Origin of the sequence: Halogranum amylolyticum, assembly GCF_900110465.1 — an archaeon.
GTDB lineage: Archaea > Halobacteriota > Halobacteria > Halobacteriales > Haloferacaceae > Halogranum > Halogranum amylolyticum.
Genome location: NZ_FODV01000002.1, coordinates 463,381 through 477,259, shown reverse-complemented (window position 1 = coordinate 477,259; position 13,879 = coordinate 463,381). Strand labels below are relative to the sequence as shown.

Here is a 13,879-nt window from a genome sequence, read left to right as displayed (position 1 = left end):
CGATGTGGGACGAGCGGGACGACTATATCGACGGAGACGCCCGGGCTGTGGTCCACTACGCGAGCTACGCCGACACGTCTATATAATTTTTCCCTCAAACGCGTCGAATAGTTGGTTGTCGGAGGGGTCAATCGGCCGATTCGAGCGTGTCGTCGTCGGTTCCGACGGCCGTCTCGACCGTCGGCGTCAGTTCGGTGAGCACCTCGCGGCCGCGACGTTCGCGAGTCACCAATCCGTCGTCGTCGAGTCGTTTGAGGTGATGAGAGACGGTGCTGTCGGCCAGTCCGAGTTCGGCAGCGAGCTCTGCGACGGTCACCGGTCCCAGCCGGTCGATCCCGTAGATGATCCGTGCGGTCGACTCCTCGTCGAGCGCGGCCGACAGCGTCGGGTCGGTCCCGTCGACCGGATACAGCCGGTGTTTTCCGCTTGACTCGACGATCGTCACGGCATGGTCGTTCTCCAAGATCCGGGCGTGATACCGGACGGTCGACACCGAGAGCCCGAACTCCGAGGCGAGTTCGCTGAGGTACGTCCCCGGCGACTCGCGGACGGTCTCGTAGAGCGCCTTTCGGGTGTCGTTCTCCAGCGTCGTCGACTCCGAGCGGCGGTTCACGCCGGCAGCCATCAGCAGTTCGGGGACGGCGATCTCGAGCGGCGTCTCCTGGACGAACTGCGTGAGCCTCTCCGGCAACTCGCCGCCGACGGCCGTCCGCGGACGGTCGGGCCCGAACGGCGTCTCGGAGAGTGACGCGTCGATCGTCTCGGGGAGCGACGCCGCGTCGGCAGTCGCCGTCGCCTGTGCAGCCGCGTGTTTCGCCGTCACGTCGGACGGTGTGGTCGTGGGTTGTGCAGCGGTCGTAGCCACGGCAGTCGGAGTGCTGACGAGGATGCCGACGACTACGAGCAGTGTGATACGCCGAATGAAACGAGACATGGATGTGAGTCAGGGTGGGAGTGGCGGTCGCAGTGTGTGCCCGGTGATCTGTGACCTGCCGTGTGGTCGTACAGTCGTCACGTGCGCCGACGGTCCGACGACGTCGTGGACCGTTCTCGCTGCCTGATATGACCAGTCCGCTGTTAAGAGTGGTGGCCACTCGTCGGACGATTGATCGCTCTGTGACGCTCGGCGAGTTCCGACGGAACGACCGGAACTTATGTGCGCCGACGTCAGACTCTCTCGGTATGCCAGATATCGTCACCTTCGGGGAGACGATGCTTCGATTCTCTCCCCCCCGAGGCGACCGGTTGGAACGGACTCGCGAGCTCGACGTGCAGGCCGGAGGCGCAGAGAGTAACGTCGCGACCGCCGCGGCGAACCTCGGCTGTGAGGCGACGTGGCTCTCGAAGCTTCCGGCGTCGCCGCTCGGGCGCCGCATCGTCGCCGAACTGGAGAGCTACGGCGTCGATACGGGGGTCGCGTGGGACGACGGCGACGACGCCCGGGTCGGTACCTACTATCTCGAGTACGGCGGCGAACCCCGCGGGACGAACGTCATCTACGACCGGGCGAACGCCGCCGTCACGACGGCGACCGTCGAGGAACTCCCGGCCGACGCCGTCGACGAGGCCGAGGTGTTCTACACGAGCGGCATCACGCCTGCACTCTCGGCGACGGCCGCGGAGACGACCGAGGCGCTGTTGAAGCGCGCGCAGGAGGCGGGGACGGAGACGGCGTTCGACCTGAACTACCGGACGAAGCTCTGGTCGCCCGCCGAGGCCGCCGAGGGGTATCGCGAGCTCTTCCCCCACGTCGACGTGCTCGTCGCCCCCGAGAGCGACGCGCGGACGTGTCTGAACCTCGACGGGTCGGCCGCCGAGATGGCCCGCCACCTCGCGTCGACTCACGACTTCGAGACGGTCGTGGTCACCCGCGGCGACGAGGGCGCGTTGGCGTTGCACGACGGCGAGACCTACGAGCAGGCGGTGTTCTCGGCCGACACCTACGACGCCATCGGCACCGGCGACGCCTTCGTCGGCGGCTTCCTGGCGAAGCGCATCGAGGGCGGAACCATGGACGAGTCGCTAGCGTACGGGGCGGCGACCGCGTCCCTGAAGCGGACGATCAGCGGCGACGTCGCACTCGTCACGCGCGAGGAGGTCGAGCGGGTCGTCGCCGACGAGGCCGACGCCATCTCGCGGTGAGGCCGACGACCGACCGACGGCTATCGACCGCTGGACGGGGGCCGAACACCGGTTCTCGACCCTCGAGGCCACAAGATTATAGACCAGACCCGGAGTAGCGTTCGCGTACTCATGCGTATTCTCGCGGTAGTAGCGACGGTACTGCTCGTCACGTCGGCGACGGCCGGGGTCGCTTCGGTCGCCGGTGCACAGAACGCCTCGGCGTACGACGGAGCGCACGTCACGTTCGGGACGCAGTCCAACGCGCTGACGGACTACCGCGTCGACGGGACGACCTTCTTCGACTCCGTATCCGTCCAGTCGAAGCAGACTGCGGAGGACGACGGACCGCTCGGAGTCGGCAGTGACGTCGGTTCCGTCGCCTCGCTCTCGGGGAGCGGGCTGACGGTCGACTCGCGGACGACGACCAACGCGACGATCACCGCCGACAGCGGCGCGACCATCGACGTCCACGACAACCCCCACGGGATCATGGTCGTCGAGAGCACGAACGCGACGCAGTACGTCCAGTTGAACGTCAGCGAGAAGGGGGAGGCGGGCTACTGGGGTGACGCGACGGCGGTCATCGAGACCGACGAAGGCCCCGAGGCCGCCGCGTTCGTCGTCGGCAACGGGACGGTCGGTGTCAACGACGACGGCGACGTCGTCGCGGAGGTCGGCGAGGACGGCTATCTCGTCGTCCGCACGTACGACCGCCGGCGAGGCACCGACGACAGAAACCAGGAGAGTCTCATCGCCGACGGCGTCGCCACCGCGGAGGCGTACGTGATGCAGCAGGACGGCGAACGCGTCGTCGACACTGTCACGTACGGAGAGACGACCTCGCTGAGAACGAGCGAACAGAGCGCAGACCGGGTCGAACTGGCTGTCGACCGGACGACTCAGGAGGGGACGGTTCTCCTCGCGAGCGTCTCGAACGAGGCGCTCGACGGCGCGAGCGGCCTCTCGGTGACCGTCGACGGCGAGACGGCCGCGAGGGCGACGGCGTACAGCGAACTGCCGATGGCTGCCGACGGCGGACAGCGCTCGAAGTATCTGACGCAACCGAGCAGTTCCGTAGACTCGACGACCGAGGCCGCCGTCGCAGTCAACCACTTCTCCGAGCGAACGGTGGCGCTTCAGGGCGGACAGGCGAACGGCTCTGCGACGGACACGTCGGGCGAGACGACCACCGCCGGCGACTCGGGGCCGGCCACCGAGAGTGACGCGGGAACCGAGACGGAGACGACCACTCAGACCGAGACGTCGAGTCCCGGCTTCGGTCTCGTCGCCGCCGTCACCGCGCTCGCTGCCCTCGTCGTCGCTTCAGTCGCCCGCTCCCGTCAGCGCGACTGAGCGGAACTGCGGCTCACCGTTCGCCGAACCGTTCGTCGAAGAGGGCGACGACGTGACGTTCGATCTCGTCTCGAATCTCGCGGACGCGCTCTGTGTCCTGTCCGTGCGGGTCGTCGAGCGCCCAGTCGCGGACCGCCACGTCGGCGTCGAGTTCGAGCGTCGAACATCCCATCGTCGCGACGACGTCACACGCGTTCAGTTCTTCGTCCGTGACCTCCCGTGGGACCCGGTTCGAGAGGTCGATCCCGAGTTCGCTCATCACCTCGACGACCTCCGGGTGGACCTCGTCGGCCGGATGCGTCCCGCCCGTAAGGACCGCTACCTCGTCCGTGAGTCCGCGGCGAGCTCGCTCTCGTTCGGCGAAGGCGGCCGACATCTGACTGCGTCCCGCGTTCTGTACACAGACGAATCCGAACCGGGTACTGGCGTCGCTCATGGCGGTACTGGAGACGCTCTCGGTGATAACGGTTCGTAAGAGCGCTATTGTGGTGTATATATCTCGGTGGATGGGTCGAACCGGACGGCTCGGCCGCCGCCGTCGGGCAGTTCGCTCGACACAACACCTAATCCGCTCCGCTCTGATGGCCGAGTATGCACGTCGTCATCATCGGTGCCTACGGAAGTGCGGGCGTCGCCGTCGCCGAGACGCTCTCGGAGCACGTCGGCGAGACCGTCGACCGTCTCACCCTCGTTGACAACGGAACCCCGGGCGGAGGGCTCTGTATCCTGCGCGGCTGTATGCCCTCGAAGGAGGTGCTGTCGGCGGCGGCCCACCGGTATCAGACGCGGCACGACGACCGCCTCGTCGGCGACCCGCCGACGATCGACCTCGAGGAGACGGTCGCCACGAAGGACGACCACGTTCTCGGGTTCGCCGAACACCGCCGCGCGGCGGTCCACCGGCTGACCGGCCGCGAGGGCGTCGAGTTCCTCCACGGCACCGCCGCGTTCGTCGACGACCACACGGTACACGTCGCCGACGTCGACGGCGAACCCGACGAGCGGGAACTCGACGCCGACTACGTCGTCGTCGCCACCGGGTCGTCGGTCAATGTCCCCGACCTCGACGGCATCGACGAGGTCGACTACATGACCTCCGACGAGGTGCTCGACGCCACTGAACTCCCCGACTCGGGCGTCGTGATGGGGTTCGGTTACATCGGGATGGAGCTCGTCCCGTACCTCAGGGAGGCGGGCGTCTCCGACCTCACCGTCGTGGAGCACGACGACCGGCCGCTCGACGAGGCCGACCCCGAGTTCGGCGACGAACTGCTGGCGCTCTACCGCGAGGAGTTCGACGTCGAGATCCTGACGAACACGTACGAGCGGTCGCTCGAACCGACCGAGGACGGCGGCGTCCGTCTGCACGTCGACCGAGACGGCGAGTCGGACGTCGTCGAGGCCGAGCAGCTCTTTCTGTTTACGGGTCGTCGCCTCGCCGTCGACGGGCTCGGACTGGAGAACACGTCGATCTCGATCGACGAGGGATGGGTCGACGACACGATGCAGAGCCGCGACGACGACCGGGTGTTCGTCGTCGGCGACGTCAACGGGAAGGAGCAGATTCTCCACGTCGCCAAGGAACAGGGCTACGTCGCCGGCGACAACATCCTCGCGCACGCCCGCGGAGAGGAACTGGAGCGGTACGAGAACGTCCACCACCACGTCGTCTTCTCCGGTGCGGCGGTCTACCCCTACGCCCGCGTCGGCTACTCACGGTTCGCCGCCGACGAGGCGGGACTCGACTACCACGCCGTCATGCGCGAGGCGAGCGACGACGGCGTGTTCAAGACGAAGACGACGCCCCGCGGTCGCGCGGAGCTCGTCGTCGACGCCGACGACGGCACCGTGCTGGGGTATCAGGGACTCCACTACCACGCCGACGTGATGGCCAAGACGATGCAGGTCGCCGTCGAGATGGAGTTAGACGTCCGCGACCTGCCGGACCGCGCGTACCACCCGACGACGCCAGAGATCCTCGACGGTCTGTTCCGGGCGGCGACGGAGAAACTGGACCGACGGTAGTCGATGCGTCGACACGCCAACTAAAACGTAACAGGTTGCATACCTACTCGACTGTATGCTGGAGACACTGCTTGGCGACGAGATTCACCCCTCGGGGAAGTACATCGCCGAGGTCATCTACGGTGCGAACGACGGCATCGTCACGACGTTCGCCGTCGTCGCCGGCGTCGCCGGGGCGGCGCTGGACCCGACGATCGTGCTCGTCCTCGGTGCGGCGAACCTGTTCGCCGACGGGTTCTCGATGGGGATGAGCAACTTCCTCAGTCGTCGCTCGGAGGCCGACTACGAGGCCGCACGGGGGAACCACGTCGACGACGACGGGAAGAGTCCGGCCCGGACGGCGGCCGTCACCTTCCTGGCGTTCGTCGTCGCCGGCGCGCTCCCACTGGCGCCCTACGTGTTCGTGCTCACGCCGCTGTTCCCGACGTCGATCCTGTTCACCGGGGTCGCCTTCTTCGTCGTCGGCGCGAGTCGGAGTTTCGTCACCGCACGGCACTGGTTCGTCAACGGCGGTGAGATGTTCGTCGTCGGGATGCTCGCGGCGACGGTGGCGTTCGTCGTCGGCACGCTGCTGAAAGGCGTCGCCTGACCCGCCGCGCCACGACGCCGCAAACTGCATCGCACTCGACCACGTAGTGGTCGTATGACCGACTTCGAGACAGTCCTCCTCGCGACCGACGGGAGCGATGGGGCGACCGCCGCCGCCGACCACGCGCTCTCGCTCACCGCCGTCTTCGACGCGACGCTCCACGTCGTCGCGGTCGTCCCGCCCTACGAAGGCCCCGACGACGAGGAGACGAGAGAGCACGTCCAGAGCTCCATGCGCCGCCGCGCCGAGGCGTTCGTCGAGACGGTCGCCAACCGCGCACGGGGACGTGGTGTCGACGTCGTGAGCAGCGTCGAGTCCGGGACCGTCCACCGGACACTGCTCGACTACGCCGAGCGCAACGCCGTCGACCTCCTCGCCGTCGGCAGCCACGGCCGTGGAGGCCTCGCGGAGACGCTGTTCGGCAGCACGGCCTCCCGACTCGTCTCGAATGCGTCGATACCGGTGTTCGTCGCGGGTGGGCGACACGTGAAACATCCGAGCTACGAGTCGATCGTGTTGGCGACCGACGGCAGTACGGGAGCGGACGCGGTCGTCGCCCACGCCCAGCAGGTGGCGACGGCGTTCGACGCGACCGTCTACGTCCTCTACGTGGTGGACGTCACTCTCTACGACCCCGACCTGGTGGTCGACCTCATCGGCGGGTTCGACCGACTCGGGTCGCGCGTCACCACCGAGGTCGGCGCTCGACTGACGGAGGCCGGCGTCGACGTGGAGACGGCGGTTCGTCGGGGGCGTCCGGCGCGGACTATCCTCGACTACGCGGCGGAGGTCGACGCTGATCTCGTGGCGATGGGTACACAGGGGGCGGCCGGGGTTGAACCGACGTTGCTCGGCAGTACGACCGAGCGCGTCCTCCGGTCGGCCGAACGACCCGTCCTGACAGTTCGCACGTCGCCCGCCTCCATCACCTAACTCAGGCAATAATTGCGAGAGAGACCCAGCCGTGCCAAGAGATGCCTAGGACGCATATAAACCGCAGATACATATGCGCTAACGGAATACCGTCGCCCACATGGCGACACTATCGTTCGAACCGCTGACATACGACGACATCCCAGCCGACGAGCGGCCCACGCTGCTGCAGGCGCTGGTGCCCGTCGTCGGGATGCTGTTGTTTCTGAGCGTCGGGGCCATCGGGTTGGGACTCGACGCGCACTTCCCGCTCGTGTGGGGGATGGTGCTCACGGGGCTGGTCGGTCGCTACTGGATCGGCGTCTCGTGGCAGCGGATGTACGAAGGCATCGTCGACGGCCTGCGGATGGGGATGCAGGCGATACTCATCATCTTCGTCATCTACATCCTCATCGCCGTTTGGACCGGCGCGGGGACGATTCCAGCGCTCATCTACTACGGACTCGACCTCCTCTCGCCGCAGATCTTTCTGCCAGCGGCCGCGCTACTCGCGACGCTCGTCGCGTTCGCCGTCGGCTCGTCGTGGACGACGGCGGGGACGCTCGGCGTCGCGTTCATCGGCATCGGGGCCGGACTCGGCATCCCCGAACCGATGACCGCCGGCGCGGTGCTGACCGGCGCGTACACCGGCGACAAGATCTCGCCGCTGTCGGACACGACGAACCTCGCGGCAGCGGTGACCAACACCGACCTCATGACCCACATCCGGACGATGCGGGTCGGGACGGGGCTGGCGCTCGCCATCTCGGTCGTCGGCTACGCGGTGCTCGGGATGTCCGCGACGGGCGGGACGCCCGCCGGTCGCGTCAACGAGATCCAGAGCGCCATCGCCGGCGCGTACAGCGTCTCGCCGCTGGTGTTCATCCCGCTCGTCGTCACGTTCGGGCTGGCGCTGCGCGGCTACCCGGCGCTCCCGGCGCTCGCGGCGGGAATCTTCGTCGGTGCGTTCACGCAGATCTTCGTCCAAGGTCCCGTCAGCGTCGAGGGGTTCGTCACCGCCTGGGAGGTCGCCCAGAACGGCACCGCCCCCGAGACGAACGTCGAACTCGTCAACAGTCTCCTGAACACGGGCGGTCTCATCGGGTCGGCGTGGACCATCACCATCGTCGTCGCCGCGCTCTCGCTCGGCGGCCTGCTCGAGCGGACGGGCGTGCTCGCAGTGATCGCACACGCTGTCGGCAAACTCATCTCGTCGGTGGCGGGTCTCACGGTCGGCACCGCGGCCTCCGCCATCGGGATGAACGTCCTCGCGGCCGAGCAGTACATGTCCATCGTCGTCCCCGGGATGAGCCTCCGCGGGCTCTACGACGAGTACGACCTCGACTCGCGGAACCTCTCGCGCGGCGTCGAGGCCGCCGGGACGACGACGAGCGCGCTCATCCCGTGGAACGCGGGCGGCGTCTACATGGCCGGCGTGCTCGGCGTCCCGGTCTGGGCGGGTGACTGGGGTCTCGCGGGCTACGCGCCGTACTACTTCCTCGGGTTCCTCTCGCCGGCCATCCTCGTTCTGATGGGCGTGACGGGGTGGCGCATCACGGCCCAGGAAGAGGAGACGAAGGCGGGTATCAAGGGCGCGGTCAAGTCCATCGCGGACGACGACGACTGACGCCTCCAGCGTCGACGACCGACGCGCTCCGTTCGATCTACAGTTCTCGCTTCGTCCCGTCCTCTCTCGTCTCGCACCCGACGGACGAGCGGCGGCGCTACTCTCCCGTCTCGGCGTCCGCGTCCGTGTCCGTGTTCGCACCAGCGTCCACGTCCGTCCCTTCGTCGTCCGACGCCACGTCTTCCAGTCGCTCGACGCGTACCCGACTGATGCGGTTGCCGTCGACGCGTTCGACCGTGAGCGAGACGTTCGCCACCTCGACGGTGTCGCCGACGTCGCCGATGCGACCCAGTTCGGTGTTGATGAGTCCAGCGACCGTCTCGAAGTCGCCTTCGCGTGGGAGCGAGACGTCGAGGAAGTCGTTGATCTCGCCGACTGTCACCTCGCCCTTCACGAGCAGGCCGTCGGCGGTCGGGCGGATGAACCGCTCTTCGCCCACCTCGAAGATCTCGCCGACGATCTCCTCTAAGATGTCTTCGACGGTGAGGATCCCCTCCATCTCGCCGAACTCGTCGCGAACGACAACCATCGGGACACGTTTCTCCTGCATCTCGGTGAGGAGGTTGTCTATCTCGCGGCTGTCGGGTACCTGCAGCGTCGGCAACAGCACGTCGCGGAGGTTCAGCCCCTCGCGGGCGGCCCGTTCGACGTCGCGGATGTCGGCGATGCCGACCATCTGTTCGAGCGTCCCCTCGTAGACGGGGAGTCGGGTGAGGCGGTTCGTCGAGCAGATCTCGAGCACCTCCTCCAGCGGCGTCTCGACGTCGACGCCGACGACGTTCACCCGCGGCACCATCACCTCGCGAGCGCTGGTCGAACTGAGGTCGAAGACGCCCTGGACCATCTCGTGTTCCGCCTCTTCGATAGCGCCGATACGTTCGCCCGTCGTGAGCAGCGCCTCGATCTCTTCGCGGGTGACGTAGGGGCGTTCGATGTCCTGTCCGCCGCCGGTGACGCGGTTGATACCGCTCGTGACCAGATCGAAGAAGAGGACGACCGGATACAACGCCTTCTGGACCAGTTCGAGCGGGCGGGCCACCGACAGCGCCACCGACTCGGCGTTGGCGACGCCGTAGGACTTGGGGGAGATCTCGCCGAAGACGAGCACGAGGCCGCTGACGACGACCGTCGAGACGACCGCACCCGTCGTCGGGTCGAAGAGGCGGGCGACGACGGCGGTAGCGATACTGGCCATCGCGACGTTGACGACGGTGTTGCCGACGAGGATGGTGACGAGCAGGCGGTGGGGGTCGTCGCGAAGCCGTCGCAGCGGTGCGACGCGACTGTTGGGCTCGCGCTGGAGGAGCGCGCTCAGCCGGTGGCGTTCGAGCGAGAACACGGCGATCTCGCTCCCGGAGAAGAACGCACTGCAGACGAGAAGTACTGCGACTGTCGCGACGCCGACTATCGTCGTCACGTCGAAGACCTGCACCATGCCACCTCATTCGGAGAGCGGGACATAGTTCCTTGCCCAACGGTCGAGGCCGGACCGCCCGGCTTAAGCGGCCGCGACGGTTACCGGCAGCTATGGAACTGACCACGAGCGGCCGGTTCCGCGTCCTCGACAGCCCCCGCGAGCGACCGGAGCTGCTGCTCATCGACCTCGAAACGTTCGAGCCGACGTACGTCCGCACCGACGGTGACGACGACGATCTCGCGGGCGTCGACGACACCGCCGTCGACGATCTCCGCCCCGGCTACGTCGTCGACGCGTCGCTCGCCTGGAACGACGGGACGGCCCGGTTCGCGTCGGTCGACGTCGACAGTCGGAGTCGCATCGAGTTCGTCGACGGCGTCACAGGCGTCTTCGAGGCCGCCCGCGAGACGTGGCAGACCGCCGAGGCCGAGGGCGAAGGGATGAACTCCCGCGTCACCTACGACACCGACGGCGCGGCTAACGGCGTCCTCTACGTCTTCGCGAAGCAGTCGGGCGCACGCGACCTGTTCGAGGAGTTCCGTAGCGGCACCCGCCCGCTGGAACCGCTCGTCCAGCGCGTGAACGAGAACCGCGACGACGAGGGCCCCCGCGAGGTGTTCGTGATGCGCCCCGCCGACGAACCGTTCGTACTCGTCTACATCGTCTTCCGAGCCGAGGGGATCCTGGCGGAGACCGTCCGCGACACGTACGACTGTCCCCGGGAGTGAGTTCGTCGTCCTGCGGGAGGTGGGGGTATTTAAACTAAATCGACGAAACCGTCCGGACAGCATTCTAACGCCGTGATTCGGCCGCCTCGGATTTCGCACCTATCTGTTTTGGCAAACACGCTATACCTACTCCGTGTATGCCACCATGTATGAGCGTTGAAGACAGAGGAAGCACGTTCACCATCGCAACGACCGACGACGACCTCGACGCGGACATCCCCGCCGAGACCGCCAGCGACGTGTTCGCGAACGCCCGCCGCCGCGCCGTGCTGACGTGTCTCCGCGACCGTGACTCGACGATGGAGATAGACGAGCTGGCCGAAGCCGTCGCCGCCGAGGAGTTCGGAACGAGTCGTGAGGAAGTGCCCGAAGACCGCTTCGAGCGCGTCCTCGTCTCGCTGCACCACACCCACCTGCCGAAACTGGCCGACGCGAGCATCGTCTCGATCACGCAGACCAACGGCGTCCACGTGACCGGAAACGCAGCTGCATTCGAGGTTCTCGCATAACCCGTACCGCGTTTTCTCCGGCCATCCACACATCTGAGTGACGACGCCGGCGAACGCCCCCTCCGGGCAGCAGGCCGTCGTCACCAGAGCCATCTGTCTCCCCGTCTCTCGGGCGGTCACGCCGTGTCGCTTCGCTGTCGGCTGCGCGGTCCTATGCCATATTTTTATGAACGACTAGGCGACAGCTATCCGCATCCATGGCAAACATCGTCCGTCGGATGGCGGAGGGGAGTTCACGACTGGTCGAACGGTTTCTTCCCGAGGCGTTCCTGTTCGCGATCCTCCTGACGTTCGTCACCTACGGGATGGCGTTCGTCTTCGTGGAGCCACAAGGGTCGACGCTCGCGCACGCCCGGTCGATCCTCACGACCGGCTGGTACGGCGGGTTCTGGAACCTGCTCTCCTTCGCGATGCAGATGACGCTCGTTCTGACGACCGGGTACGCTCTCGCGCAGACGAGCGTCGTCGACGACCTCCTGTCGCGTCTCGCGACACTGCCGTCGAGCGAGCGGAGCGCCGCCGCGTTCGTCCCGGTCGTCGCCGCGACCGCCTCGTTCGTCCACTGGGGACTCGGCCTCGTAGTCGGCGGGCTCTTCGCACAGAAGGTCGCCAACGAGCTGCGCGGCATCGACTTCCCTATCGTCGTCGCCGGCGCGTACTCCGGGTTCGTCGTCTGGCACGGCGGGCTCGCGGGGTCGATCCCGCTCGTGTTGAACTCCAGCCCCGACGACGGCAACTTCCTGCTGGAAGCGGGCGTTCTAGAGTCGACGATCGGCACCGCCGCGACGATCTTCACGCCGCTGAACCTCGTGCTCTTCGCGGTGGTCTCGTTTCTGTTCCTGCCGGCGCTGTTCGCGCTGATGTACCCCGCGCGCGACGACGAGAAGACGCCGATCGACCCCGCCGACCTCGACACCGCCGCCGACGGCGGCGAGACGGCGACCCCGACGAGCGCCTCGAGGGCGGACGCGACGTTCGCCGACCGCATCGAACGGTCGACTGCGCTCGGCGTCGTCGTCGGTCTCGTGGGACTGACGGCGGTCGTCCTCTACTTCCTCGCCGGTGTCGCCGACGGCGTCATGCCGTGGAACAACCTCGATCTGAACATCGTCAACTTCACCCTCCTCTTTCTCGGTCTCCTGCTCCACGGGTCGGCCGCCGCCTACATCGAGGCCGTCAAGGAGGCCGTCGAGAACGTCTGGGGGATCATCCTCCAGTTCCCGTTCTACGCCGGCATCATGGGGATCATGGCCTACGCGCCCGAGGGATCGACGAGTCTCGCGACGCAGATCGCAGAGGGGATGGTCCAACTGTCGCCGGAGGGCTTCTTCCTCCCCGCCATCGCCTTCCTCACGGCCGGCGTCGTCAACGTGTTCGTCCCGAGCGGCGGCGGCGAGTGGGCCGTCATCGGCGAGACGCTCGTGACGGCCGCGAAAGCCAGCGGCACCAGCGTTCCCCGCGTCGCGATGGCCGCGGCGTGGGGCGACGCCTGGACGAACATGATCCAGCCGTTCTGGGCGATCCCGCTCCTGGCGATCAGCGGCCTCTCCGTTCGCGACATCATGGGCTACTGCGTGCTAGTGCTGTTGGGCGTCGGTGGCATCGTCCTCGTCGGCGTGACGTTCCTGCCGATGTAGTCACTCGTAGGTGAACGTCATCCCGCCGTCGAACGTCAGGTCGCCGCCGTTCAGATGTTTCCCGTGCTTCGAGAAGCCGAAGACGAACAGGTTGCCGACCTCCGTCGGCGTCATCATCTCCTTCGTTCGCGACTGGCCGAGCATCACGTCCTCGACGACTTCGTCGACGCTGATCCCGCGCTGTTCGGCGGTGTCGGGGATCTGGTCCGTGACGAGCGGCGTCTTCACGTAGCCCGTGCTGACGGAGAAGGCGCGGAGGTCCCCGTCACCCTCGGCGGCGATAGACTGGGTGAGCCCGCGCAGGCCGAACTTCGAGACGTTGTAGGCGACCTTGTCGGAGGTGACGTAATGGCCGTGGACCGACGCCATGTTGCCGATCGCGCCGACGCCGTCGTCGGTCTCGCGGATGTGTGGGATGACGAGCTGCGAGAGCTTCAGCGGCGCTCGGAGCATCACGTCGTGCATCAGATCGTACTGCTCCATCGGGAACTCGTCGATGGGGTCGATATGCTGGAGACCGGCGACGTTCGCCAGATAGCGGACGTCGCCGAACGTGGCCGCCTCCTCGACGATCCCCTCCACCTCCTCATCGTCGGTCAGGTCGGCGGTGACCGTCTCGACCGTCCCGGTGAGGTCGAACTCGGCGGCTTTCTCGACGGTGCCGTCGAGTCCCTCGTCGTCGACGTCGGTGGCGACGACCGTTAGTCCGTTCGTCGCCAGCGCGAGCACGGTCGCGCGGCCGATGCCGGAGCCGCCGCCCGTGACGACGGCGACTGTGTCGGTCGTGAAGTGGTCGTCGTCGACGACGAGGACGTCGTCGGGATCGAACGTCGGCGCGGTGAGATGCTCGGAGTCGGTGTCGTGGGACATACTCGAGAGAGGTGACGAACGAGCGAAAAACGGCGGGTTGATATGTTAAGTCGCGCGGCACGTACCACACGATTAATTACGCATTGTG

The 13,879-nt window shown here is 67.0% G+C and carries 13 protein-coding genes; 9 read left to right on the top strand and 4 right to left on the bottom strand.

Annotated elements, in window-relative coordinates; all coding sequences use genetic code 11:
- Positions 1 to 127: 127 nt before the first annotated feature.
- The gene (locus BSG17_RS05645; protein WP_089821859.1) at positions 128 to 934 is read right to left on the bottom strand and encodes a winged helix-turn-helix transcriptional regulator; all 807 of its coding nucleotides are present in this window, start codon (positions 932 to 934) and stop codon (positions 128 to 130) included.
- Between the two features lie 248 nt (positions 935 to 1,182).
- Here BSG17_RS05645 and kdgK1 point away from each other — a divergent pair, with 248 nt between their 5' ends.
- Both kdgK1 and BSG17_RS05635 read left to right on the top strand, forming a co-directional pair.
- Complete coding sequence (kdgK1, locus tag BSG17_RS05640) at positions 1,183 to 2,142, top strand: bifunctional 2-dehydro-3-deoxygluconokinase/2-dehydro-3-deoxygalactonokinase (protein ID WP_089822023.1); 960 nt, start codon at positions 1,183 to 1,185, stop codon at positions 2,140 to 2,142.
- A 111-nt stretch (positions 2,143 to 2,253) separates the two neighbouring features.
- On the top strand, positions 2,254 to 3,477 hold the full coding sequence (locus tag BSG17_RS05635; protein WP_089821857.1) for a hypothetical protein: 1,224 nt from the start codon (positions 2,254 to 2,256) through the stop codon (positions 3,475 to 3,477).
- Between the two features lie 13 nt (positions 3,478 to 3,490).
- Here the strand turns inward: BSG17_RS05635 and BSG17_RS05630 are convergent, their stop codons facing one another.
- On the bottom strand, positions 3,491 to 3,913 hold the full coding sequence (locus tag BSG17_RS05630) for an arsenate-mycothiol transferase ArsC (RefSeq protein WP_089821855.1): 423 nt from the start codon (positions 3,911 to 3,913) through the stop codon (positions 3,491 to 3,493).
- Between the two features lie 155 nt (positions 3,914 to 4,068).
- Here BSG17_RS05630 and BSG17_RS05625 point away from each other — a divergent pair, with 155 nt between their 5' ends.
- From BSG17_RS05625 to arcD, 4 genes are all read left to right on the top strand, one after another.
- Positions 4,069 to 5,502 (top strand): dihydrolipoyl dehydrogenase family protein, encoded by a 1,434-nt coding sequence (locus BSG17_RS05625; protein ID WP_089821853.1) that lies wholly within the window; start codon positions 4,069 to 4,071, stop codon positions 5,500 to 5,502.
- A 55-nt stretch (positions 5,503 to 5,557) separates the two neighbouring features.
- Complete coding sequence (locus BSG17_RS05620) at positions 5,558 to 6,091, top strand: VIT1/CCC1 transporter family protein (RefSeq protein ID WP_089821851.1); 534 nt, start codon at positions 5,558 to 5,560, stop codon at positions 6,089 to 6,091.
- A gap of 54 nt (positions 6,092 to 6,145) precedes the next feature.
- Complete coding sequence (locus BSG17_RS05615) at positions 6,146 to 7,024, top strand: universal stress protein (RefSeq protein WP_089821849.1); 879 nt, start codon at positions 6,146 to 6,148, stop codon at positions 7,022 to 7,024.
- 100 nt (positions 7,025 to 7,124) lie between these two features.
- Positions 7,125 to 8,630 carry an arginine/ornithine antiporter ArcD gene (gene arcD, locus BSG17_RS05610; RefSeq protein WP_089821847.1) on the top strand — a complete coding sequence of 502 codons (1,506 nt, stop codon included), beginning with the start codon at positions 7,125 to 7,127 and terminating at the stop codon, positions 8,628 to 8,630.
- A 97-nt stretch (positions 8,631 to 8,727) separates the two neighbouring features.
- Here the strand turns inward: arcD and BSG17_RS05605 are convergent, their stop codons facing one another.
- Entirely contained in the window at positions 8,728 to 10,065 is a 1,338-nt protein-coding gene (locus BSG17_RS05605; protein ID WP_089821845.1) for a hemolysin family protein, read from the bottom strand.
- Between the two features lie 92 nt (positions 10,066 to 10,157).
- Between BSG17_RS05605 and BSG17_RS05600 the strand changes: the two genes are divergently transcribed.
- The 3 genes from BSG17_RS05600 (at position 10,158) to BSG17_RS05590 (ending at position 12,921) form a co-directional block, all read left to right on the top strand.
- Entirely contained in the window at positions 10,158 to 10,775 is a 618-nt protein-coding gene (locus BSG17_RS05600) for a DUF6663 family protein (RefSeq protein ID WP_089821843.1), read from the top strand.
- A 149-nt stretch (positions 10,776 to 10,924) separates the two neighbouring features.
- A complete protein-coding gene (locus tag BSG17_RS05595) occupies positions 10,925 to 11,284 on the top strand; it encodes a DUF7344 domain-containing protein (protein WP_089821841.1) in 360 nt (119 codons plus the stop codon).
- 197 nt (positions 11,285 to 11,481) lie between these two features.
- A complete protein-coding gene (locus BSG17_RS05590; protein ID WP_089821839.1) occupies positions 11,482 to 12,921 on the top strand; it encodes a short-chain fatty acid transporter in 1,440 nt (479 codons plus the stop codon).
- Here the strand turns inward: BSG17_RS05590 and BSG17_RS05585 are convergent, their stop codons facing one another.
- Positions 12,922 to 13,791 (bottom strand): SDR family oxidoreductase, encoded by an 870-nt coding sequence (locus BSG17_RS05585; RefSeq protein WP_089821837.1) that lies wholly within the window; start codon positions 13,789 to 13,791, stop codon positions 12,922 to 12,924.
- Positions 13,792 to 13,879: the final 88 nt, after the last annotated feature.